At 51.1% G+C, this 23,379-nt stretch carries 26 protein-coding genes and 1 tRNA gene; 19 read left to right on the forward strand and 8 right to left on the reverse strand.

Going from position 1 to position 23,379, the window contains the following annotated elements; translation table 11 throughout:
* Window positions 1-8: 8 nt before the first annotated feature.
* The 3 genes from P1U47_RS06205 to P1U47_RS06215 are packed head-to-tail and all read right to left on the reverse strand — an operon-like array spanning window position 9 to window position 3,295.
* Window positions 9-1,205, reverse strand: a complete 1,197-nt coding sequence (locus P1U47_RS06205; protein ID WP_301027771.1) for an efflux RND transporter periplasmic adaptor subunit — start codon at window positions 1,203-1,205, stop codon at window positions 9-11.
* Between the two features lie 9 nt (window positions 1,206-1,214).
* Window positions 1,215-2,786, reverse strand: coding sequence for an efflux transporter outer membrane subunit (locus P1U47_RS06210; RefSeq protein WP_301027772.1), 1,572 nt, complete (start codon window positions 2,784-2,786; stop codon window positions 1,215-1,217).
* The gene (locus tag P1U47_RS06215) at window positions 2,786-3,295 is read right to left on the reverse strand and encodes a MarR family transcriptional regulator (RefSeq protein WP_301027773.1); all 510 of its coding nucleotides are present in this window, start codon (window positions 3,293-3,295) and stop codon (window positions 2,786-2,788) included. The genes P1U47_RS06210 and P1U47_RS06215 overlap by 1 nt, the downstream gene beginning before the upstream one ends.
* Before the next feature lie 304 nt (window positions 3,296-3,599).
* On the opposite strand from P1U47_RS06215, the gene P1U47_RS06220 reads away from it, so the two are divergent.
* Entirely contained in the window at window positions 3,600-4,016 is a 417-nt protein-coding gene (locus tag P1U47_RS06220) for a BLUF domain-containing protein (protein ID WP_301027774.1), read from the forward strand.
* Between the two features lie 14 nt (window positions 4,017-4,030).
* Here P1U47_RS06220 and P1U47_RS06225 read toward each other — a convergent pair whose 3' ends face one another.
* The 3 genes from P1U47_RS06225 to P1U47_RS06235 form a co-directional block, all read right to left on the reverse strand.
* Window positions 4,031-4,369 carry a YnfA family protein gene (locus P1U47_RS06225; protein WP_301027775.1) on the reverse strand — a complete coding sequence of 113 codons (339 nt, stop codon included), beginning with the start codon at window positions 4,367-4,369 and terminating at the stop codon, window positions 4,031-4,033.
* Between the two features lie 190 nt (window positions 4,370-4,559).
* A complete protein-coding gene (locus P1U47_RS06230) occupies window positions 4,560-5,195 on the reverse strand; it encodes a lytic transglycosylase domain-containing protein (RefSeq protein WP_301027909.1) in 636 nt (211 codons plus the stop codon).
* On the reverse strand, window positions 5,158-6,882 hold the full coding sequence (locus tag P1U47_RS06235) for a proline--tRNA ligase (protein ID WP_301027776.1): 1,725 nt from the start codon (window positions 6,880-6,882) through the stop codon (window positions 5,158-5,160). The genes P1U47_RS06230 and P1U47_RS06235 overlap by 38 nt, the downstream gene beginning before the upstream one ends.
* An 80-nt stretch (window positions 6,883-6,962) precedes the next feature.
* Between P1U47_RS06235 and P1U47_RS06240 the strand changes: the two genes are divergently transcribed.
* The 18 genes from P1U47_RS06240 to P1U47_RS06325 all read left to right on the forward strand — a co-directional run bounded on the left by P1U47_RS06240 (window position 6,963) and on the right by P1U47_RS06325 (window position 20,299).
* Window positions 6,963-7,385, forward strand: coding sequence for an HIT domain-containing protein (locus P1U47_RS06240; RefSeq protein WP_301027777.1), 423 nt, complete (start codon window positions 6,963-6,965; stop codon window positions 7,383-7,385).
* A 287-nt stretch (window positions 7,386-7,672) separates the two neighbouring features.
* Window positions 7,673-8,074: an HU family DNA-binding protein gene (locus P1U47_RS06245; protein WP_301027778.1), complete on the forward strand. Its 402-nt coding sequence runs from the start codon at window positions 7,673-7,675 to the stop codon at window positions 8,072-8,074.
* A gap of 193 nt (window positions 8,075-8,267) precedes the next feature.
* Window positions 8,268-8,522, forward strand: a complete 255-nt coding sequence (locus tag P1U47_RS06250) for a zinc ribbon domain-containing protein (RefSeq protein WP_301027779.1) — start codon at window positions 8,268-8,270, stop codon at window positions 8,520-8,522.
* Window positions 8,523-8,568: 46 nt separating this feature from the next.
* Window positions 8,569-10,344: an aspartate--tRNA ligase gene (gene aspS, locus P1U47_RS06255; protein ID WP_301027780.1), complete on the forward strand. Its 1,776-nt coding sequence runs from the start codon at window positions 8,569-8,571 to the stop codon at window positions 10,342-10,344.
* A gap of 81 nt (window positions 10,345-10,425) precedes the next feature.
* On the forward strand, window positions 10,426-11,181 hold the full coding sequence (locus P1U47_RS06260; RefSeq protein WP_301027781.1) for a YebC/PmpR family DNA-binding transcriptional regulator: 756 nt from the start codon (window positions 10,426-10,428) through the stop codon (window positions 11,179-11,181).
* Between the two features lie 126 nt (window positions 11,182-11,307).
* Entirely contained in the window at window positions 11,308-11,835 is a 528-nt protein-coding gene (gene ruvC, locus P1U47_RS06265) for a crossover junction endodeoxyribonuclease RuvC (protein WP_301027782.1), read from the forward strand.
* Between the two features lie 72 nt (window positions 11,836-11,907).
* Complete coding sequence (ruvA, locus tag P1U47_RS06270) at window positions 11,908-12,507, forward strand: Holliday junction branch migration protein RuvA (RefSeq protein WP_301027783.1); 600 nt, start codon at window positions 11,908-11,910, stop codon at window positions 12,505-12,507.
* 13 nt (window positions 12,508-12,520) lie between these two features.
* A complete protein-coding gene (gene ruvB / locus P1U47_RS06275) occupies window positions 12,521-13,561 on the forward strand; it encodes a Holliday junction branch migration DNA helicase RuvB (protein ID WP_301027785.1) in 1,041 nt (346 codons plus the stop codon).
* Window positions 13,561-13,953, forward strand: coding sequence for a tol-pal system-associated acyl-CoA thioesterase (gene ybgC / locus P1U47_RS06280; RefSeq protein ID WP_301027786.1), 393 nt, complete (start codon window positions 13,561-13,563; stop codon window positions 13,951-13,953). The genes ruvB and ybgC overlap by 1 nt, the downstream gene beginning before the upstream one ends.
* A 22-nt stretch (window positions 13,954-13,975) precedes the next feature.
* Window positions 13,976-14,650 (forward strand): protein TolQ, encoded by a 675-nt coding sequence (gene tolQ / locus P1U47_RS06285; protein ID WP_301027787.1) that lies wholly within the window; start codon window positions 13,976-13,978, stop codon window positions 14,648-14,650.
* Window positions 14,651-14,661: 11 nt separating this feature from the next.
* A complete protein-coding gene (gene tolR / locus P1U47_RS06290; RefSeq protein WP_301027788.1) occupies window positions 14,662-15,105 on the forward strand; it encodes a protein TolR in 444 nt (147 codons plus the stop codon).
* Between the two features lie 5 nt (window positions 15,106-15,110).
* The gene (locus tag P1U47_RS06295) at window positions 15,111-15,890 is read left to right on the forward strand and encodes a cell envelope integrity protein TolA (RefSeq protein WP_301027793.1); all 780 of its coding nucleotides are present in this window, start codon (window positions 15,111-15,113) and stop codon (window positions 15,888-15,890) included.
* The gene (gene tolB / locus P1U47_RS06300) at window positions 15,890-17,182 is read left to right on the forward strand and encodes a Tol-Pal system beta propeller repeat protein TolB (RefSeq protein ID WP_301027795.1); all 1,293 of its coding nucleotides are present in this window, start codon (window positions 15,890-15,892) and stop codon (window positions 17,180-17,182) included. The genes P1U47_RS06295 and tolB overlap by 1 nt, the downstream gene beginning before the upstream one ends.
* Before the next feature lie 85 nt (window positions 17,183-17,267).
* The gene (locus P1U47_RS06305; RefSeq protein ID WP_301027796.1) at window positions 17,268-17,762 is read left to right on the forward strand and encodes an OmpA family protein; all 495 of its coding nucleotides are present in this window, start codon (window positions 17,268-17,270) and stop codon (window positions 17,760-17,762) included.
* 15 nt (window positions 17,763-17,777) lie between these two features.
* Window positions 17,778-18,614 (forward strand): tol-pal system protein YbgF, encoded by an 837-nt coding sequence (gene ybgF / locus P1U47_RS06310; protein ID WP_301027797.1) that lies wholly within the window; start codon window positions 17,778-17,780, stop codon window positions 18,612-18,614.
* Window positions 18,615-18,681: 67 nt separating this feature from the next.
* Entirely contained in the window at window positions 18,682-19,332 is a 651-nt protein-coding gene (gene queE / locus P1U47_RS06315) for a 7-carboxy-7-deazaguanine synthase QueE (protein ID WP_301027798.1), read from the forward strand.
* 15 nt (window positions 19,333-19,347) lie between these two features.
* Window positions 19,348-20,025 (forward strand): 7-cyano-7-deazaguanine synthase QueC, encoded by a 678-nt coding sequence (gene queC / locus P1U47_RS06320; protein WP_301027799.1) that lies wholly within the window; start codon window positions 19,348-19,350, stop codon window positions 20,023-20,025.
* Between the two features lie 199 nt (window positions 20,026-20,224).
* Window positions 20,225-20,299: transfer RNA gene (locus P1U47_RS06325), tRNA-Lys, on the forward strand.
* A gap of 140 nt (window positions 20,300-20,439) precedes the next feature.
* Here the strand turns inward: P1U47_RS06325 and P1U47_RS06330 are convergent.
* Entirely contained in the window at window positions 20,440-22,170 is a 1,731-nt protein-coding gene (locus tag P1U47_RS06330) for a potassium/proton antiporter (RefSeq protein WP_301027800.1), read from the reverse strand.
* 175 nt (window positions 22,171-22,345) lie between these two features.
* Window positions 22,346-23,356, reverse strand: coding sequence for an AraC family transcriptional regulator (locus tag P1U47_RS06335; RefSeq protein WP_301027801.1), 1,011 nt, complete (start codon window positions 23,354-23,356; stop codon window positions 22,346-22,348).
* Between the last annotated feature and the right edge of the window lie 23 nt (window positions 23,357-23,379).

Below are 23,379 nucleotides of genomic sequence, written 5' to 3' on the forward strand. Positions count from 1 at the left end.
AAAAATCCTTAGTGATTAGTTAACGTGGCAATGCTTGAAGGAGTACCAATATTGGCTTTGATGATCTGCTCCACTAGCTCCTCGGCAGCGTGACCGGCAAGCTCGTACACCTCGGTTGCATAGGCGGCTTGTAGCTTGTTGGTGCCTTGACTTAGCTGTGCGCCGCTGTCATCGCTAATATCGATTTCCGCTGTCATCGACAAACCTATGCGCAGTGGATTTGCCGCGAGCTGCTTGGGGTCGAGCGCAATACGTACCGGTAAGCGCTGTACCACTTTAATCCAGTTGCCAGTGGCATTTTGCGGAGGCAGTAAGCTAAAGGCGCTACCTGTACCGGCGTCTAGGCCCACCACGTAGCCCTGATATTCTACATCGCCGCCATACATATCGGCTGATAATGCAACGGGCTGGCCGATGCGAATATGATGGAGCTGGCTCTCTTTAAAATTGGCATCTATCCACACTTGGTCTAGTGGAATTACTGCCATTAGCGGTTTGCCTGGAGCAATACGTTGGCCCAGTTGCACGCCGCGTTTAGACACATAGCCGTCAACTGGTGAGGGGATGCGAGTGCGTTGCAGGTTTAAATAGGCGGCGCGCACCTTGGCCGCAGCGGCCAATACTTCGGGGTGGCTGTCAATCGCGGTGTTCTCGGTGAGCGCCTCGTTGCCGGCGAGTGCTTCGCGGGCCGCAAGTAGATCTGATTGCGCAGATTTCACTGCAACTTCGCTGTGGTGAAGTTCTTCATAGGAAATAGCGCCGGTTTTGCCCAAGCCGCTGCGGCGGTTTAGATCGGCTTTGGCGCGGCTTAAGATGGTTTGCTGTAAATCGATTTGCGCATTAAGTGCATCGTTAGCAGTAAACAATGAGCGCACGGTGCGCACGGTATGTGCTAATTCTGCCTCGGCCTGCGCTAGTGTAATTTGCGCATTGCTGTCGTCCAGTTCGATTAAGATTTGCCCAGCGCTTACGCGCTGCGTGTTGTCGGCGTAAATGGCGACCACGGTGCCCGCTGTTTGGGGCGTGACTTGCACAATATTGCCAGCTACATAGGCATCGTCAGTGTCTTCGTGGTAACGGCCAACTAGGGCCCAGTGTGCTGTCCAAGCTGCGCCAATCAGTATAAAAATACCGCCGGCAATGAGCATTTGGCGGCGACGATCACCATTGGGCGTTGGTGTGACGGAGGTGTTTGCATTCGTCATAATGGCTTCCTACAAAGGCGCTGCTGTAGTGATTGGCGTGTTGCTGTTTATTTGGCTGGCCGCAAATGTGGCACTGGCAATTTTCGTTTCTGTTTCTGTGACTGCTGAGTCATCGGCAACTCTGACTGGATCAATATTGGGGAAGCCGCCGCCGAGGGCGCGGGCCAGCTCAACATGCGTTGTGAGCGCGCGCAGTCGTAATTGGGATTGAAATAATTGTTGTTGAATGACCATGCTTTGCGCGTTAAGCACGGTTAGGTAATTGCCCAGCCCCGCGTTATAGCGCTGCATCGCGAGATTATAAGCGGCACTGGCAGCATCAAGTGCCAGTTGCTGCTGAGCTATTTGCGGTTGCAGAAAGCGATAGCTATTAAGCTGGTCTGCGACATCGCGCAGTGCGCCAATCAGGGTTTGATTATAGTTGGCCACCGCGGCGTCGTAGTCGGCGTAATTGGCTTTTAAGTTAGCGCGCAGCCGGCCGCCGTCAAATATGGGCAGTGACAGTGCTGGGCCAGCGCCGTAGTTCTCGCTGCTGGAGCGCAGCAGTTGATCTAAGCCAATGCTGGAATACCCTGCAAAGGCGACAAGATTAATATTGGGGTAAAACGCCGCTTTACTTGCTTTGGTGTCTTGCTGGGCGGCTTCTACCTGCCAGCGCGCAGCGACGAGATCGGGTCGATGACCGAGCAGGGCAATCGGTATATTTTGCGGCGAAAGTGCGAAATTATGGCTGGCGTTAGGCTCAGGCAGCGCTGCCTGCAGGTTTAAAACACGGTCTGGTCCAGCGCCTAATAGGGCGGCCAAAGCATGCTGGGTGTTGACGATGTTTTCTTTCACCATTTCGATATTGGTGCGGGTTAGCGGCAGTTGGGTTTCGGCTTGTTTTAGCTCTACTTGGGTATCAAGCCCTGCATCAACCCGCTGTTTTGTTAGCTGGTAAATGTGTAGGCGTTGTTCAAGTGCGCTGTCGCCAATACGGCGAAAACGCTGCAGCTGCGCCAGTTGAAAATAGGTTTTGGACACTGCACTGGCGAGCATTAACTGAGCACTGGCCGATTCCGCTTGCGCCACGGCCAAACGCGAGCGACTGGCCGCGGCAGCGGCGTGGTTTCGTCCCCAGAAATCCAGATCGTATTTTGCTTGCAGGGTGACATTGCCACTGGTTTGGGTAGAGCCACCCAATGGCGCAGGATACATACCATTTTCGGTGTAGTGCTGGCGGCTGGCGTCGGCAGTGACGCCTACGTTAGGTAGTGTTGCTGCGTGGAAGTGCTCTAGCGAGGCGTTGGCACGAGCAAGCTTGGCTGCGGCAATGGCTAAGCTAGGGTTGCTTTCTAGCGCTTCTGTAATTAGCGCGTCGAGCTGCGGGTCGTTAAAATTTTTCCACCAAGTTTGTGTAGGCCATTCGTATACTACTGGGTTTATATCGTGTTCGGCGCCCAAGCTTTGCTCGGTGGCTAGCTGCTTTGTATTTAGCATTGTCTGGCTGCTGCTAATGCCGCTGTAGTTAGCGCAGGCGCTTAGGCTGGCAATCAATACCAGAGCACTTAAACGATGACCGAGCGAAGGGCTTAGCATCATCACAGCCTATCCTCTGCAACAATGGCGTCGGCTTCATAAATGAATTTTTTCAGTAGGCGCTTTAAGACCGAGATCTCGTCGGCGTCGAAGTCTTGCAAATACTGATTAAGCACATTAATGGCAATTACTGGCATTTTCTCAACCACCAGCTTGCCGTAGTCGGTGAGTACGATTTTGATGACCCGACGGTCTTCAAGGCTCCGCTCGCGGCGCACAATTTCCTTTGCCTCTAGGCGGTCAAGCATCCGCGTGGTGGCGCCAGTATCAAGACTGGTTTCGCGGGCTAACTCTGCCGCAGTGGAGCAGTTTTGCTGCTTTAGCGTCATAAGAAAGGCGAATTGGGGATGGGTTAAATCATAGGGTGCTAATTGTTTATCGATGGCGGTAGTCAAAAAGCCAAAACAACGCTTTAACAGGTAGCCAATGCTCTCATTCTGCTGGTATTCGGCCAAATTATAAGGGCCGTCGGGGTTTTCAACGGCGAGATCGAGAATGTTTTTAGGAGTCATAACGGTAGCCTGTTAAATAGGTGTCGTGGCAGTGGCTGCTATAACATTATCTGCCTAGACAGTTAATATGCCTTCGCAAATAATGAAAAGCAAGTGTTTCGATAAGTTGGTGAGTATGAGTGCCTTTCTGATAGACCTAATGAGCTAGCGGGAAAAGTGGCAACTATTAAGTGTTCTTAAATGTGTAAATAGGTAGATTATTTTCTAACACCTACTATTATTGGTGCTGTTGTTCATGTGGTTCTAATAAGTTGTGGCGTAGTTGGGTAGCGTATTAAATGGAATTTACCTAAAGGATGGGGCAATGATTTTCTACTTGATTTATGTCAGTTCTGCCGTCAAACAAATGCCGGAAGAAGACCTACTATTGCTTTTGCGGCAGTCTCAGGCAAAGAACTGCGATCTCGATATTAGCGGAATGCTGCTTTATAAAGGCGGTAATTTCATGCAGATGCTCGAAGGCGACGAGAAAACGGTTCGCGAACTCTACGCAACCATCAAAAATGATGAGCGCCACAAAAATGTGCTGACAATCATTACCGGAAACCTTAAAGAGCGCAATTTTATTGGTTGGTCAATGGGCTTTCAAAATATGGATAAGGTTGCTGATCTGCAGACGTATGATAATTATATTAAAGATAATCTCACTTTGTATCCATTTAAGGGCGATGCCGAACAAGCCTATGAATTTATTTCCCACTTTAATGCGAGTAATCGCTAGCCGCAGGCTTTTACTTACGCATTGCGCGGTGCAAACATAATAATAGCCATGCCCAATAGCGCTACGCTAGACCCTACAATATCCCACGTTGTTGGGCGAATTCCCTCAACTGCCCACAGCCACAAAATCGCCATGCAAATATACACGCCGCCATAGGCCGCATATACCCGACCAGCGGCTGCCGCCGAGGGATGCAACGTGAGTAACCACGCAAATATCCCTAAGCTCAACGCGGCAGGAATGAGGAGTAGGATTGATTTCCCTTCGCGCAGCCAAAGATAGGGCAGATAACAGCCGATAATTTCGGCAATGGCGGTGATGATGAATAGGGCGACTGTCTTAACTTCTAGCAAGAGTAATGATCCCTTTGGTCTGGTGTAGTGCCTAATCGTGAAATACTATGAGCAAGGTTTATATTATATCGGCGTTCAAATTAGCAATTTTTTGCTAATTGATATTTAAAATATTGTCTGCGGTGGGCGAGTGTTAAGAGCTTGTATGGTCTGTCTAGCTGCACGCGAATATTTAGCGCAAGAGCACTATTTAATTAAAAATTAACTCCCCGTTATACCAATGCTTGCGCCAGCGGCTGAAGACTCGCTCCGGGTACCAGTGTTTGCCAAGGCTGCCGTTGTAGCGGGCGAGGGCGCGGTGGAGATTACCTTTTTCTTTGTCTAGGTAAAATTTTAATATGTGGCAGCCGTAACGCAGATTGGTGTCGGGCTGGGTGAGGTTGTCTTCGGGGCGGCCAATTTCCTTTTTCCAAAAGGGCATGACTTGCATTAGGCCTTGGGCGCCAACGCGGGACACCGCGTAGCGGTCGAAGTAGCTTTCTACTTCTATTAGGGCGAGGACGAGTTCTGGGCTTAACTTGGCGGCGCTGGCTTCGCGGTGAACGCTGCGCAAAAAGCTGAGGCGTTCTGCTGGGTCTTTTATAAAGCGGCTCATGCGGCTAGACATGTCGAATAGCCACACTTCGGCGTCGAAGCGGTCTTCAAAGCTGTCGGCTTCGGCAATAGCCAGTTGCAAATATTGGCGCAGTTCGTCGCGGTCTTTTATGTTGTTGCCGGTCGCCGCCCAAGTGGGGGCGGCGAGTAGGCAGAGCATCAAATAAACTGAAACTAAGCCGCGCCACATCATATTAACGAGGCAGCTGCTGCTGAATAAAGTCGATAACATCGTCAATGGCAATGTCTTCATTGTCGCTGGCGCGGCGGTTTTTGTATTCGAACATGCCGTTGTCTAAACCGCGGTCGCCAATCACGATGCGGTGAGGAATGCCGATTAACTCCATGTCGGCAAATTTAACGCCGGGGCGTTCGTTGCGGTCGTCGAGCAGCACGTCGTAGCCTAGACCGCGCAGAGTGTTGTAGAGGTTTTCGGCTTGCTCGCGAACCCGCTCCGACTTTTGCATATTCAGCGGCACAATGGCCACTTCAAAGGGCGCAATGCTAGCGGGCCAGAGTATGCCTTTGTCGTCGTTGTTTTGCTCGATGGCAGAGGCGACCACGCGAGTAACGCCAATGCCGTAGCAGCCCATGGTCATGATTTGGTCTTTGCCATTTTCATTTAGCACACTGGCTTTGAGCGCTTCTGAATACTTGGTGCCGAGCTGGAAGATATGACCAACTTCAATACCACGCTTAATAAGCAAGCTGCCTTGGCCGTCTGGGCTGGGGTCGCCTTCGACTACATTGCGAATATCGGCAGTTTCGGTGAACGCGGCGTCGCGGTCCCAGTTGCTGCCAGTAAGGTGATAGCCGTCTTCGTTGGCGCCACAGACAAAATCGGCGCAGTGGGCAGCGCTGCGGTCGGCAATAACACGAATGCTTAAACCGGCGGGGCCAATCGAGCCGGGTTTGCAGCCCAGTACCGCGACAATGTCTTCTTCTGAAGCAAAAGTGAGCGGTGAGGCTACGCCAGCAATTTTTTCGGCCTTGATTTCGTTTAATTGGTGGTCGCCGCGCAGGACCAGTGCGATTAAATCTTGTTTGCCATTCTCGTCTTCGTCACCGTAAACGATGAGGGTTTTTAGCACCTGCTCGACGCTCAGTTTGAGTAGGGCGCTGACTTCGTCAATAGTGTGGGTGTTAGGGGTGGCGATTTTTGCGATTGCTTGGCTAGGCGCAGGGCGTTCACCAGCGGGGGCGATGGCTTCGGCCATTTCCACGTTGGCGGCATAGTCTGAGGTGTCAGAGAAGGCAATGTCGTCTTCGCCAGACGAGGCCAATACATGGAATTCGTGGGAGCCGCTGCCACCGATTGAGCCAGTGTCGGCAATAACGGGGCGGAAATCTAAGCCCAAACGCGTAAAAATGCGCGAGTAGGCGGCGTGCATTACGTCATAAGTGGCCTGCAACGAATCTTGGTCGTTATGAAAGGAGTAGGCGTCTTTCATTATAAATTCACGTGAGCGCATCACCCCAAAGCGAGGGCGAATCTCGTCGCGAAATTTAGTTTGCACCTGATAGAAGGTGGCGGGCAGCTGCTTGTAGCTTTTGATTTCGTTGCGAATAAGGTCAGTTATGACTTCTTCGTGGGTTGGGCCAAGGCAAAAATCGCGGCCGTGGCGGTCGCTAAAACGTAATAGCTCGGCGCCGTATTGTTCCCAGCGGCCAGATTCCTGCCATAATTCGGCGGGTTGGGCGACCGGCATCAGTACTTCCATGGCGCCGCTGCGATCCATTTCGTCGCGAATTATGGCTTCGACTTTGCGCAGTACCCGCAGGCCCATTGGTAGCCAAGTGTAGAGGCCGGTGGCGAGCTTGCGTATCATGCCCGCCCGCAACATTAGCTGGTGGCTGATGACTTCGGCATCGGCGGGAGTTTCTTTAATGGTGGCAATTAGAAATTGGCTAGCGCGCATGATGTAATTCTGGCCTTGTTTATCAGAGTGTGCGCATTTTACGATTGATCGGCAGCGCGGTACAGCCGCAGGAGGTAGTGATGTTCGAATTACATGAGGCTTTGGCCCGAGATTGCGTATTTGTGGGTGATTTACCCCTGTGCAGGCTCCTGTTGATGAACGATAGCCAGTATCCGTGGTTGATTTTGGTGCCGCGCCGCGCAGATTTGCGCGAGCAATGTGACTTAAGCAGCGACGATCAACTGCTATATTTGCAGGAATCGAATATTTGCTGTGGGGTGTTGCGCAGTGAATTTGGGGCCGAAAAACTCAATGTGGCGGCGCTGGGCAATATGGTGCCGCAGCTGCATATTCATCATATTGCTCGGTTTAGCAAAGACCCTGCGTGGCCCAAACCGGTGTGGGGGCAGTTTCCCGCACTGGCTTATACCGATGACCGATTAGCTGCGCTGGTGGCGCAGTTACGAGAGGTATTTGCGGCGTGTGTTGAACTTAAGTATTAGGGTTTTAAGGGCGTATTTAGGGCCAAACTGCGGTTTTTGTTTACGCCGCTGTTTTGGGTGTTAATTGTGCTGAAATCAGCAAGAAAGGCCTTTTTTATAGTGTTTTAGGCTTAAAAGTTGCCCTATATCTTGTATTGCGTAAAACAATCGACTATAGGTAGTCGCAAGCACTTTTCTGAACGAAATTGCTGAGGCAGTTACAGTGGTTAATGCCTTGGTGCAGCTAGTTAGTGCTAGGGATTTAAATGGGCAAGAACAATTCAACGTGAGATATAGGAATAATCATAATGGCGATAAAAAAAGCTGCTCCAAAAAAAGCTGCCGCTAAGGCAAAAGTTAGCGCAACAGCGAGCGCGGCACCTAAGCGTAAAGTCGCTGCAATTAGTGAGAAAATGACCAAAACTCAAATTCTGACTGAGATTGCAGAAAACACTAACCTGAGCCGTAAGCAGGTAGGTGATGTAATGACTGAGCTGGAACTCTTGATTGAGCGCAGCATTAAAAAGCGTGCGCTGGGCGAATTTACAATTCCTGGTTTGATGAAAATCACCACGGTTAAAAAGCCAGCGACTAAAGCGCGCAAGGGCATTAACCCGTTTACCGGCGAAGAGACCATGTTTAAAGCCAAACCTGCCAGCGTGGCGGTTAAGGTTCGCCCTTTGAAAAAGCTTAAAGATTTCGCTATCTAAGCGTAAATCTTCTACCCCAAAGTGGTATTTGCGCCACTTTGGGGTTTAATCCATCGCATTACCGTTTATTTCCTCCCTCATATAGGCTCCTGCATTTATTGCTGGCGGCGCTTTGCGTTATAATCCCGCTCCTTTTGAGCCGTTTGGCCCTTAATGACTTCATTGGTTTGTTTTGAATTGGGGTTTTTTTCCTATGCCTATCTACGAATATGTGTGTCGGGCCTGCGAACATGAGTTTGAAGCCTTGCAAAAAATGAGCGATCCAGTACTAACAGATTGCCCAGAATGTAAGGCTGTGGAGCTGATTAAAAAGGTTTCGGCGGCGGGTTTTCGCCTAAAAGGTGGCGGCTGGTATGAAACCGATTTTAAATCTGGCGGCAAAAAGAAAAATTTGGCGGGTGACAGTGCCCCTAGTGGCGCCTCATCTACGTCTTCATCCTCCGACTAAACCTCGGATTGTGACTTACTAAACTCGATAAAGCGGGACAGAATTCATGCGCAGTCATTATTGCGGCAGCTTGGGTAGTGAAAACATTGATCAAGAAGTGACCTTGTGCGGTTGGGTAGACCGCCGCCGAGATCACGGTGGGGTTATCTTCCTCGACATGCGCGACCGCGAGGGCATTGTGCAGGTGGTATTTGATCCAGACACCGAAGAGCACTTTCGTACTGCCGACAGAGTGCGCGGTGAATATGTGCTGCGTATTCGCGGTCGCGTTCGCGCCCGCGCTGGAGCGACCGTTAACGCCAATATGAAAACTGGCGAAATTGAAGTGCTGGGTAAAGAGCTGGAAATTCTGAACGAGTCAGAAACCCCGCCGTTTCAACTGGACGATCACACCAATGTTGGCGAAGACGTACGTTTGCGCTACCGCTACCTAGATTTGCGTCGCCCGCAAATTGCCGACAAGCTGCGCCTACGCGCGCGGATTACGTCGGTGCTGCGTCGCTATTTAGATGGCCAGAATTTCTTGGATATCGAAACCCCGATTTTGACCCGCGCTACGCCAGAAGGCGCTCGGGACTATTTGGTGCCCAGCCGTACCCACGCCGGCAAATTCTTTGCGCTGCCCCAGTCGCCTCAGCTCTTTAAACAGTTGCTGATGGTGTCGGGTTTTGACCGCTACTATCAAATTGCCAAGTGCTTTCGCGACGAAGACCTGCGCGCCGACCGCCAGCCAGAATTTACCCAAATCGATATTGAAACCTCCTTTATGGATGACAAGCAGATCATGGCCGTTACCGAGGGCATGATTGGTGATCTGTTTAAAGAAGTGATGAATATTGACCTTGGCAGCTTCCCAACCATGAAGTACGCCGAGGCCATGTCGCGGTTTGGTAGCGACAAGCCCGATATGCGGATTCCGCTCGAGATGGTCGATGTTGGCGATCTGATGCAAGACGTAGAATTTAAAGTCTTCTCTGGTCCAGCGACAAGCCCAGAAGGCCGCGTAGCAGCCTTGAAAGTACCCGGTGGCAACGAGGCGCTGACCCGTAAAAAGATCGACGAATACACCAAATTTGTCGGTATTTACGGTGCTAAAGGCCTGGCTTATATCAAAGTTAACGACAAAAGCGATTTGGAAAACGGCTTACAGTCGCCCATTGTTAAGTTCTTGCCTGAGCCAGTGCGCGCTGCGATTTTGGCGCGCTTGGAAGCTGAAAATGGCGATTTGATCTTCTTTGGCGCCGATACTGCCAAAGTAGTGAACGAAGCCCTTGGCGCGCTGCGCTGCAAGCTGGGTGAAGATCTCAATTTGTATACCTGCGAGTGGGCGCCATTGTGGGTTGTCGACTTTCCCATGTTTGAGAAAGACGGCAGCGGCAACTGGACCTCATTGCACCACCCCTTCACTGCACCTTCGTGCAGCCCAGAAGAGCTTGAAAAAGCACCTGGCGAAGCATTGTCTATTGCCTATGACATGGTGCTTAACGGCACTGAGCTTGGCGGCGGTTCGGTTCGTATTCACCGCTCAGACATGCAGCAGGCGGTATTCCGCGTGCTAGGAATTGGCCCAGAAGAAGCTGACGAGAAATTTGGCTTCTTGCTAGATGCCTTAAAATACGGTGCGCCACCACACGGCGGTTTGGCTTTTGGTCTGGACCGTTTAGTGATGCTGATGACCGGTGCGAAGTCGATTCGCGACGTTATTGCCTTCCCCAAAACCCAGAGCGCAGCCTGTGTGATGACCGACGCACCTGGCACGGTGGAAGTGAAGCAATTAACCGAGCTGAATATTCGATTGCGCAAATTAGAAGAAGAGAAATAATTACGCTAAGTGCTCAATGGCGTTAATTGTTCTAACTAGCTGAGCCCCGCAATGCGGGGCTCACTGCTATCAGGAGGCGGTATGGCGGGTCACAGCAAGTGGGCCAATATTAAGCATCGCAAAGCTGGGCAAGATGCCAAGCGCGGCAAAGTGTTCACCAAACTGATTCGAGAAATTGTGGTGGCTGCCAAAGCTGGCGGCCCTGCACCTGAAGACAATCCGCGTTTGCGCGCCGTGGTCGACAAAGCGCTAACCGCGAATATGAAGCGCGACACCATCGACAAGGCCATCGCCCGTGGCGCCGGTAATGCCGAGAGCGACAATTACGAAGAAGTTACCTATGAAGGGTATGGTGCTGGTGGCGTGGCTATTCTGGTTGAATGCATGACCGATAACCGCAATCGTACGGTGGCGGACGTTAGGCACGCCTTTAATAAGCGTGGCGGCAATTTGGGTACCGATGGTTCAGTGGCCTATTTGTTTAATCGTCTTGGCCAGTTGGTTTTTGAGCCGGGCCAAGAACAAGATGCTGTGCTAGAGGCGGCGTTAGAGGCAGGTGCCCAAGACGTGCAATTTAGTGATGACGGGTCGGTTGAGGTGCTAACCGCCTTCGGCGATTTTATGGCAGTGAAAGAGGCGATGGTCGCGGTGGGCTTTGCGCCAGATCACGCCGAAATTATTATGCAAGCTTCAATGACAGTGCCGCTGAATGGCGGCGGAGCCGAAGCGCTACTGGCACTCGTCGACATGTTGGAAGATCTCGATGATGTGCAAAATGTGCACACCAATGCCGACATTCCCGACGATGTTCTTGCTGCGTTAGCGGAATTGGGCTGATCTTTCGCGCTGACAACGTCGGCGTGTCATTATCTATAAAAATCTGTGCATAATAAGTCTAACTCGCCGCGCTCAGCGTATGCTCATGCGCAGCCATATTGCTTCCTTTTTCTATTTGCAGGCGCCATGACCATAATTTTGGGGGTAGACCCCGGATCACAAAAAACCGGCTTTGGCGTAATAGAAGTGCAGGGCAATAAGCACCGTTACGTAACCAGTGGTGTGATTCGCCTGCCGCAGGGTGCGTTGCCAGCACGCTTGGATATTATTTTTAAAAGTTTGTGCACCATTATTAATGAGTACTCACCCGATGAAGCGGCCGTAGAAGAGGTGTTTATGGCCAAGAGCGCGGGCTCTGCCTTAAAGCTTGGGCAGGCGCGGGGGGCGGCCGTGGTGGCCTGTGTGAGTGAGGGCTTGTTGGTTGCTGAATATACCGCCAGACAAATAAAAAAAGCGGTGGTAGGCACCGGCGCTGCAGATAAAGAGCAGATCCAGCACATGGTAAAAATCTTACTGAAACTCCCCGCTGCGCCGCAGGAAGATGCTGCAGATGCTTTGGCGGCGGCAATTTGCCACGCCAATTCTCGGCAGGGCTTGCTGAGTATGTCTGGGCCACATGGCGGCACACGCATGCGCCGCGGTCGGCTTTCTTAGTTGCTATAGATCAATAACGATGCATAAGAACGAATACATACCGATGAAGGTTAAAATGAAGACGGAGCACAAATGATAGGTCGTTTGCGGGGGGTGTTAATAGAAAAGCAGGCACCTGAGATCGTTATTGATGTTAATGGCGTGGGCTACGAAGTGCTGGTACCAATGACAACGCTCTACAATTTACCTGCGCTAGGGCAAGAAGTGTCGCTTTACACCCAGTTTATTGTTCGCGAAGATGCCCAACAGTTATTTGGTTTTAGTGACAGCCGCGCGCGGCGCTTATTTCGAGACTTAATCAAGGTCAACGGTGTCGGCCCCAAAATGGCCTTGGCGATTATGTCGGGTATCGACAGCGATGAGTTTGTGCGCTGCGTGCAAGATGGTAATACCGCCGCGCTGGTTCGCTTGCCGGGGGTGGGCAAGAAAACTGCCGAGCGCTTGGTGATTGAAATGCGCGACCGTCTTAAAGATTGGGCGCCGGAGTCGGGTAGTATGAGTATGCCGACTTCTCAGGCGCTGGGCTGCGCAAATATTGCGGAGGCCGAGGCGGCGCTGGTGGCACTGGGTTATAAACCCCAAGAGGCGAGCAAGGCCATTAGCGCCTTGAAGTTAGACGACGCCAGTAGCGAGGAATTGATCCGCGCCGCCTTAAAAAACATGATTAAGTAATGAGCAAAGCCCTGTGATAGAAATAGACCGCCTAGTGGCACCGGAACTCGGCGAGCCAGCTGAAGAGCGCTATGACCGTGCGATTCGCCCTAAAAGTTTGGCCGATTATATTGGTCAGCCAGCGGTGCGCGAGCAAATGGGGATTTTTGTAAGTGCAGCGCGGATGCGCAGTGAACCGCTGGACCACACGCTTATCTTTGGCCCACCCGGCCTTGGCAAAACCACCTTGGCGAATATATTGGCCAATGAAATGGGGGTGTCGCTTAAAACCACCTCGGGGCCGGTATTAGAAAAAGCCGGTGATCTCGCTGCCTTATTAACCAATCTCGACGCGGGCGACGTGCTATTTATTGATGAGATTCATCGTCTCAGCCCCAATATTGAAGAAATTCTGTATCCCGCGATGGAAGATTATCAGTTGGATATTATGATTGGTGAAGGCCCCGCGGCGCGCTCAATTAAATTGGACTTGCCGCCGTTTACCTTAGTAGGGGCAACTACTAGGGCGGGTTTGTTAACTTCGCCGCTGCGTGACCGCTTTGGTATTGTGCAACGCCTAGAGTTTTATGGGGTGAAGGACCTCACCACCATTGTTAGCCGCAGTGCGGGTATTCTCGGTATGCGCTTGGATGACGCCGGTGCCCATGAAATTGCACTGCGCTCCAGAGGTACGCCGCGCATCGCCAACCGCTTACTGCGGCGGGTGCGGGATTACGCCGAGGTGAAGGCAGATGGGTTTGTGAGCGCCGAAGTCGCCGATCAGGCATTAAATATGCTTAATGTAGACAGCAGCGGTTTCGATCATCAAGATCGGCGGCTATTATTGGCCATGATTGAGCGTTTTGACGGTGGCCCCGTGGGGGTAGACAGTCTCGCCGCGGCGATTAGTGAAGAGCGGGGCACCATAGAAGATGTGCTAGAGCCATACTTAATTCAGCAAGGCTATATTATGCGTACGCCCCGCGGCAGGGTGGTCACAAATCTGGCTTATCGGCATTTTGGCTTAGAAATGCCCAAAAGTGGGGATATTACCGAAAACGGTGGTGCATCCTGATGGAATTCAGTTTGCCGCTGCGAGTCTATATTGAAGACACCGACGCAGGTGGCATTGTTTACTATGTGAACTACCTCAAATTTATGGAACGCGCCCGCACTGAATATATGCGGGCACAGGGATTCTCTAAAGCAGCAATCATGAATGATGCGCTAATGTTCGTGGTTAGCGCACTGCAAACAAAATATTTACGTCCAGCACGATTAGATGAGCAACTTATTGTTACCGCCAGAGTCTTAGCGGCGGCTCGGGTAAGCTTGTGCTTTGAACAGCGGGTTTACCGAGGTGAAGAATTGCTGTGCGAGGCCGAAGTAACAGTGGCATGCGTCGATAGCAGCACGCTAAAGCCAAAACGAATACCAACGGAGCTGCTTGCAGCACTGAAGCATTAATACAAAAAATCAGGAGTGAACTGTGGGACAAGAGCTTTCCATTTGGCAATTAGTGAGTTCGGCCAGCTTATTTGTGCAGCTGATAATGATGGTCCTATTGCTCGCTTCGGTGGTGTCTTGGTATCAAATTGCCAACCGAGTTATGTATTTCAATCAGGCGCAGGGCGAAATGAATCGCTTTGAAGCGCGGTTTTGGTCGGGAACTGATCTCCATACCCTCTATAAAGAAGGTGACGACAAGCAAGTGGTTGTTGGTATGGAAAGCGTGTTTCGGGCGGGCTACAAAGAATTCACCCGATTAGCTAAAAAACGTCTCGATTCCGATGCCATGATGGAAGCCTGTCAGCGCTCTATGCGAGTGGCTCTGTCTAGAGAAGAAGAGGCCATGGAACATAGCTTGCCATTTTTGGCGACCGTGGGCTCAACCAGTCCCTATGTGGGCTTGCTTGGTACTGTATGGGGGATTATGGGGTCTTTTCATGGCTTAGGTCAGGTTCAACAGGCCACCTTGGCCACCGTGGCGCCAGGTATTTCTGAGGCCTTGGTAGCGACGGCGATGGGTTTGATTGCGGCGATACCGGCGGTGGTTTCCTATAACCGCTTTTCCTCGAAGGTCGATTCTTTTGCTGGCAAATACGACACTTTTTCTGAAGAGTTCTCCAGTATTTTACACCGCCAAATTCACTCGCGGGATTAAGGGGAACGGCTATGTCGCGGCGAAATAAGCGTAAGCCAATGTCCGACATTAATGTGGTTCCCTACATTGATGTGATGTTGGTGCTATTAATAGTATTTATGGTAACGGCGCCAATGCTGGTACAGGGTGTGCAGGTGAAATTGCCGCAGGCGTCTACCGAGCCAGTGCCACCTACTGATGACGATCCTATTGTGGTTTCGGTTGATAAGCAGGGTAAGTATTACGTTACCTTGGGCGACCCAAGCAAGCAGGGTGAGCCAGCGGAGTTGGCTGATATTGGCGACAAGATCAGTAAAATTTTGCGCAATAAACCCAAAACGCCAGTAATGGTGAAGGGCGATGGCGCGGTAGATTATTCGGCGGTAGTAGCGGCGATGGCGGTCTTGCAAGGTGCGGGCGCAACGTCAATAGGCTTGATTACCGAGGAACCTAAATCGCGCAGTGGAGCGAAGTAAGCGCGATGAGTGATATAAAACTGGTTCCGGCAGCGGTAACGCTAAGCTTACATGCGGGGGTGATAGCGCTTCTGTTGTTTGGTATACCGACCATGCAGGATACAAAGCCCTTGGAGGCGCGACCGCTGGCAATACAGGCAAAATTGGTTATTGAAAAGCCGGTTAGTCGGCCGGCACCGGCTAAGCCAGTGGCGAAACCAAGTCCAAAGCCCGTGGTCAAACCGGCGCCTAAACCTGAACCGGTGAAAAAGCCCGAACCCAAGCCGACGCCGCCACCGCCAAAACCGAAGCCTGTGCCACAGGTGAAAAAGCCTGAACCAAAAGGGCCAACGCCGGAGGAGATTCGCAAGCAGCAGGAGCAGGAAAAGGCTCGCGAAGCCGCTAAGCAGAAGGCTCTACAAGAGGAGATTCGTCGCGAGCAGCAAAAGGAACTCGCTGACGCACTGGCCTCCGAAGATGATTTGGTGGAGGACGGTGAGTTAGCCTCTACCTATGCCGACATAATTACAGCATTGATTTCAAATAATTGGACGCGGCCGCTGTCTGCCCGAAACGGTATGCAGGCGACGATCCAAATTATGACCACGCCTACTGGCGAGATAGTAGGTCATTCGATTATTAAGGGTAGCGGCGATAGCGCCTTTGATATATCCATAACCCGAGCGGTGACTCGTTTGGGCAAAATAGAGGAGCTGGCTGAGTTAGCTCGCAAAGATCCGTCGGCGTATGAAAAAAACTTCCGACGTTTTACGATTAATTTTTCACCCCAAGATTTGAGGCGGTAATGTTTAAACAGATTGTTACAGTGTTAGCCTTGGTGCTCGCCGGTAATTTCGCAGTGGCCGATCTCACCATCGAAATCAATAAGGGCAAGGACGACCCCGTGCCGATTGCGATTGTGCCCTTTGGTTGGCAACCCGGTGTGGCCGTGGCTGAGGATATCGCGTCTATTGTTGAAATGGATTTGCATCGCAGCGGCCAGTTTGCACCTTTGAGTCGCGGCGACATGCTGGGCCGTCCGCGCAATGCCAGTGAAGTTTATTACCGAGACTGGAAAAGCTTGGGGGTAGACTATGTGGTGGTGGGTACACTTACGCAGCCGATGCCAGGCACATTAATGGCAAATTATGAGCTACTAGATGTCAATACGCAGCGCGTGGTACTTACTGGCTCGGAATCGGTGAGCTCAGACAAGCCGCGTTACCTTGCGCACACCGTTAGCGACAAAATATATGAAAAACTCACAAATATTCGCGGTGCATTTAGGACGCAACTGCTTTATGTTTCCGCTGTTCGCGAAGGGGGCAATCGAACCCGCTTCCGTTTGCTGAAAAGCGACATCGATGGGGCCAATGAATCCGTACTTTTTGACAGTCGAGAGCCAATTATGGCGCCGACATGGTCCCCTGACGGCAAGAAAATCGCATACGTATCCTTCGAAAGTAGCCGGCCTGCAATATACATGCAGGACCTTGTGACGGGTGTGCGTAAGCAGTTAACAGCGTTTCGTGGTTTAAACAGCTCGCCAGCGTTTTCACCTGATGGCACAAAAATGGCGATGGTATTGTCAAAGGACGGCAGTCCCGATGTGTATGTGATGGACTTGGCCAGCGGCAGTTTGGAGCAGGTAACCAATCACTTTGCTATCGACACTGAGCCGGCCTGGTTGCCAGATGGTAAATCGTTAATATTCACGTCTGACCGAGGCGGTAAACCGCAGATTTATAAGGTCCAACTGAATACTGGCGCGGTAGAAAGAATTACATTTATAGGTGACTATAATGCAAGGGCAAGAGTTCTGGCAGATGGTCTGGGTTTGGTGTTAGTGCATCGCAGCAACGGTAACTTTCATATTGCAGTACAGGATTTGAAACGTAACCGTGTTGAGATACTCACAAGCACTAATTTGGACGAGTCACCTAGTGTAGCGCCAAATGCTAGTATGCTATTGTATGCAACACAGTACGATGGCAAAGGTGTTTTGGCGGCAGTATCGATAGACGGTGGAGTGAAGTATCGCTTACCGTCGCGATTCGGGGATGTGCGCGAACCGGCTTGGTCGCCTTTTCTTCAATGAAGTAGTAGCCGGGAAAGAAAGACCGAACATACAAAATGAATTGTATGTCCGGAAGTGTGTAATCAAAATTTGACGGGAAAATGCCATGAAATACCAAGCAAAAAATATGTTTTTGGGTGTAGCTTTCTTCAGCGTGCTGTTGGCTGGTTGTGCATCAACCGATACCGATAGCAGTGGTCAGGACGGTGCTGATACTGTTAGCACTTACACTGAGTCTGCTGATGCGAATAGCTCCGCTTACGATGCCCAAGACATGATGAATCTCGAAACGGTTTTCCATTTCGAATTCGACCAAGCCACTTTGACTGCTAAGGCTCGTAAAGCTCTGGACGCGCAAATTGTTCGTCTGAAGAAAACTACTGGTCCTGTGCGTCTGGAAGGTCATGCTGACGAGCGCGGCACCCGTGAATACAACATCGCTCTTGGCGAGCGTCGTGCTATTGCTGTAGCAGATTACATGGCAATTAATGGCATTCCGCGCTACCGTATTGAGACTGTTAGCTACGGCGAAGAGCGTCCAGTTGCATTCGGCCAGTCTGAATCAACTTACTCTCAGAACCGTCGCGTTGAACTGAAGTAATTTAAAGGCGTACTGATGCAGTTTACAAAACCACTGTTCTTGCTGCTGCCGGCAGCGTGTTTGTCGGCGCAGTTGTGGGCGCAAGCCCCAGTTGTCGATATGAACTCACCTCGGCAGGCCGCTGAATCCGGTCGTAGCATGCAGGGCGAGATTTATCAGCAGCTTCAGCAGCTTCGTCAAGAAATGATGGCGCTGCGCGGAATAGTGGAAGAGCAAGAGCATCAGATCAGCCAGCTAAAACAGCAGGGCCTAGATCGCTATATAGATTTAGACCGCCGTTTGGGTTCGCTAACCACTGGCGCCGCAGGCGCGGTGGTTGGCAGCTCTGGCGCGACAACGGACACGACAATAGATGCTGAAAGCGGTGAAATGCTGTCTGGCAGCGAAAGCCCTACTGTTAGTGCGCCGAGTCCTGTTATCGCAAGTCCCTCAGTTTCTGGTCCGGCTCCGGCTGTGGCGAGTGCTGGGAATGATTCATCCGACTACACCGACGCTTACGCCTTGGTGAGAAGTGGCAGTTACGATCAAGCCATCACGGCATTTCTAGCATATGTAGAGCGCTACCCCTCAGGCCGCTACACGCCAAACGCGTGGTATTGGCTGGGCGAGCTTTATGTCGCTGTTAAACCCCAGAATTTAAAAGGCGCAACCGAGGCCTTTCAATATTTGCTAAGCAAATATCCCGACCACGATAAAGTCCCCGCTGCCATGTATAAATTGGGCACGGTCTACTTCTTGAATGGCAATAAGCAAAAATCCCAAGAATTACTGACGCATGTTATTGACCGCTACGGCAGTACCGGCAACTCTGCAGTAAACAAATCGCGGGAATTTCTCCGTAAGAATTTCTGATTGTTCGCGGAGCAAAGCTTGCGCGGCTGGTCTCCGGAAACAATCCAGTATCCGGTAACTGGCGTCAATGAAAGCTAACACCCTTCGTATTACTGAAATATTCTATTCCCTGCAGGGCGAGTCCCGTACCTTGGGCTTGCCCACCGTGTTTGTGCGCCTTACGGGTTGCCCCCTGCGGTGTGTGTACTGCGATACCGAATACGCCTTTCATGGCGGTGAGCGCCGTGAGCTTAACGATATTCTCGCCGAAGTGGCCAAGTATTCCCCACGTTATGTCTGCGTCACTGGCGGTGAGCCGCTGGCGCAACCGGAATGCTTAAGCCTACTTACCGCACTCTGTGATGCAGGCTATGAGGTGTCCTTAGAAACCAGCGGCGCCTTGCCTATCGAAAAGGTGGATTCGCGGGTTTCACGGGTTGTCGATCTAAAAACCCCTGCTTCGGGTGAAATGCATCGCAATCTTATGGATAATATCCCCTTTCTCACCCCGCTCGACCAAGTTAAGTTTGTGCTGTGTAATCGTGAAGATTACGACTGGGCGAGATTCCAGCTCGATAGCCACCAGCTAAATAAGCGCGCCGGTGAAGTTTTGTTTTCACCTAGCTTTGGTCAGCTAAGCGCGACCGATTTGGCAAACTGGATAGTGGCAGACAACCTCCCTGTGCGTTTCCAGATGCAATTACACAAAATATTGTGGAATGACGCCGCAGGGCATTAGAAAAGAGGACGTGTTTTGCAAAAGAAAGCAGTCGTACTGGTTTCCGGTGGCTTAGACAGCGCTACGGTATTGGCCCAGGCAACAACCGCAGGTTACGAATGCTACGCCCTAGCATTTGACTACGGCCAGCGTCACCGCGCCGAATTAGTCGCCGCCAAGCGCGTCGCAGAAAGCGGTGGCGCCAAAGAGTTTAAAATTATTAAGCTGGATTTAAGCAGTATTGGTGGCTCCGCCTTAACCGATATGAAAATCGACGTACCGGATGCAGGCGCGCTGGGAATTCCTGTTACCTATGTGCCAGCGCGCAATACTGTGTTTTTGTCTATTGCTCTAGGCTGGGCAGAAGTTCTCGACGCCGACGATATATTTATTGGCGTGAATGCCGTGGACTACTCGGGCTACCCCGATTGCCGCCCGGCATTTATCGAAGCCTTCGAGACCCTCGCCAATGTCGCTACCAAGGCGGGCGTAGAAGGGCATGGCATGCACATACACACCCCGCTAATGACGCTCAGCAAAGCGGATATCATCAAGCAGGGCCTAGAGCTAGGTGTGGATTACGCCCAAACTGTGTCGTGTTACCAAGCCAATAGCGACGGCGAAGCTTGTGGCCGCTGCGATAGCTGCCATCTTCGTCGTGAAGGTTTTCAGCAGGCGCATGTTGCAGATCCTACCCGATATCGGAAACTGTAATAAAACTGCATTTTTTAACACTAAACGGTTGTTTTTTCTTTTGAAATCCGTATTATAGGCGCCTCTTTCGGGGTCACTGAAAAGACGCAATTTTAGCGAATAATCAGTGATTTAGGTCTAGTAAATAATACTGGATTCATTCGAAAGATAGCATTACAATGCGGCCCCCGGAACACGCGGGTAGCAAAAAAGAGAATTTGGGCCGTTAGCTCAGTGGTAGAGCAGTTGGCTTTTAACCAATTGGTCGATGGTTCGAATCCATCACGGCCCACCATTTTCTCTAAAGAATTCAAAGCGTTGCATACATGCAGCGCTTTTTTTTGTCTGGACTTTCTCTTTTGACCAATCTGTGACAAGTTTTTGCCGATTCGGCTTAAGTTTGAGCAATTTTAAAAGCCAATTGGTCAATTCCACCTAGGAATCTAGGTTGAGCTTGAGACCTATCAAAGAGATCTCCCCATTTTTCATTTCCTTAACAGTCAGTTTAAGTTGTGGGAATGTCAGTGCGTCACCAACCACGGGCCGTCCTCTAAACTTGCGCTTAATGTGCTCGCCTACGGTGAGGTGTTTTAATTCATCGGGTATTTCAAAGTTATAAAGGAGCGCCAGATTCCCCAATTCGCTGTTTGGCCGAATAGTAAAATCTCCGAAATAACTGGACGATTGTTTTGATGACATGCGTGAAAGGACCGGGGAGAATAACTCGGCTAGTTTTTCGGCCATACCGGTAGTGGCAACGATGACAACTTGATCGCGCTCTTTAAGCGTGTTCTCTTCGTTTGAGTTAAGTGGGATTTCATCGCGGATGAGCGCGACGACCTGAGCGCTGTCTGGTAACACCAGCTGATAGATAGATTTGCCAATGACACTGCTTCCGGCAACCACCTGATACACCACTAAGTCTTTGTGAGGGTTGCTGGGCAAGTGGGTGCTTTTAAAGCTGGGCAGTTTTAATGCCACGGGCAAGTCGACTTTTAACCAGCGGGCCATTGGTGCAATGGTCCAGCCTTGGATGACCAGCGAGGTTAATACCACGAAGAACACCAATTCAAAGTAGATGCGCGCGTTCTCTAAGCCTGCAAGGGAGGGGAATAGAGCGAGAATGATCGGTACCGCACCGCGTAATCCACACCAGCTTACAAAAACTTGATCGCGCACGGGAAACCTGAACGGCAGCAGTGATACCGCAACAGCCAGTGGCCGCGCGATGAATATCAGAACACCGGCGATAATTAGCGCCGGAATGATGATGGGGGGCAGCAGGCTTGGCGTTACCAAGAGGCCTAGCATTAAGAACATGCCAATCTGACTCAACCAGGCGATGCCATCGTGAAAGCGTCGTATGTCATTCATATACAAAGATGACGTGGTGCCGGTCATCACGCCAGCGATGTAAATGGCGAGAAAACCGCTGCCCCCGCTAAAGCTGGTGCCGCCAAATAAGGTGAGCGCGGCGGCAAAGACCATTAAGGGGTATAAGGACACCGGCAATGTTATTTTGCCCAGCGCTGCCGGGATGACGTAGCCGCCCAGCACCCCGAAGAGAAGGCCGAGCCCCATTTGCTTGGCAAGCTCGGCTAGCAGCAGCCAGCCACTTAATCCGGCAGGGCTGCTAAGGGCTTCAACGAGCGTGATGGTTAGGAAAATGGCCATAGGGTCGTTGGAGCCAGATTCAATCTCTAGCGTGGCACCGGTTCGATCCTTTAGGTTTAGCCCAGCATTTTTGATAAGGCCGAATACCGCCGCCGCATCTGTTGAGCCGACAATCGCGCCGATCAATAAGCCCTCTTGCCAAGGTAGGTCAAGGATATAACAGGCGGCCGCGCCGGTTATTCCTGCGGTGAGAAATACGCCCACAGTGGCTAAGGAGAGCGCAGGCCGTAAGCTGCTGCGAAAGGTATCCATACGGGTGCCAAGCCCGCCATCAAAAATGATAATGGCGAGTGCGAGGTTGCCAATTAAAAACGCGGTGTCGATATCATCAAAGTGGATGCCGCCGATGCCGTCTTCGCCAGCTAGCATGCCGAGTAGCAGGAATATCAGTAATAGGGGAGCCCCTAGGCGACGGGAGATGATGCTGGCAAACACCGCAAATAAGAATAGTGCGGCGCCGATAAATACAAGTTGGTAGGTGTGCTCAATCATCTGCTGGCTAGGTGCTCATGACTTGCGGTGTATTGGGTTAGTTCTTTGTAGTCTGGCTAGGTAACGGCAATTCTATCCCATTAAGGCGCTTGCCTTGGCTTTATATAGGAGATTAGATAATTTCAGGGAACCGTGGCGATTTCTGCTTTGTTGCTGCATGCGGGTGTTGCTTTGTTTAAGTGCCGGCTCTTAGTTGGCGAATTCCTAAACCGGTGCGGCGCTTGAGCATCTTTCCTAGGGATTTGGCATCGGAATAGCCCAGTTTTTCGGCAATCGCCTCCATAGATTCACCGCGCCGCAGTTGGCGGAGGGTGAGTTTTTCAAAGACTTGTTCTTGGACCTCTTTGTAGGTGAGTTTTTCATCCTTCAGCCTGCGCAATAGTGTGCGCTCACCGATTTCCAGTTTAGCGGATACTGTTTGACGCGATGGCGCCACGCCTTCGTCGATCAATTTTAGTATGGCTTTTTCGATAATGGCACTTTGGCTATTGAGTGTGCGAACTTGATAGTCAAGGCTGGTATCAAGGGATTCGTAAAGTTGGGGGTCGGCTGACTGGAGTGGAAGGTCTAGCAGTTTTGCGTCTAGGCATAGTGCGTATTCCTTGCAGTTAAATCGGCAGTGCGCGTTGAGCTTGGCCTCATATATTTCTTTTAGGCCAAAGTCTGGGTGCGCAAACCAGATTTCAGCATATTTATAGGTGTTGTTTGGGAAGCAGTCTTGCAAAATCCGAACACAGGCGCAGATAAAGGCGTCATAGGAGTAATGGGTAACCTCTAAATTGGGGTTTGCAAGGCGAAATCGCATCACGCCTAAGCCGCGTTCTTCCGTGAGTGAAAATTGCCACACTTCGCTTACCAAGGAGATTTGATCGAGCGCTTCTAGAATGGATTGTCGAAATGTTTTGGCGACCATCATCTTAAAGGCCAGTGAGCCAATGGTTCTAAAGTGGAAGTGGTCTAATACATCCAGACCAAGATCGACTCGGCCAGTTAATCGCTGTGCTAATTTCCAAAGCGCAGTGAGATCCTCTTGGTTCACCCGATTCACTGAGTCCCAAGCGAGTGAAGGAATACCCGCTTTCTTCAATAACTGCCCGCGATCAAAGCCGCAGGCCGCAGCGGTAACATTGGCGACCATGTCAGCCCACTGAGCGTGGGCGGTGATAGCTAATGAGCTGTTTGTCACAAATTAACCCGTTTAAGACACGT

The sequence above is a fragment of the Zhongshania sp. genome (genome assembly GCF_029212375.1).
GTDB lineage: Bacteria > Pseudomonadota > Gammaproteobacteria > Pseudomonadales > Spongiibacteraceae > Spongiibacter.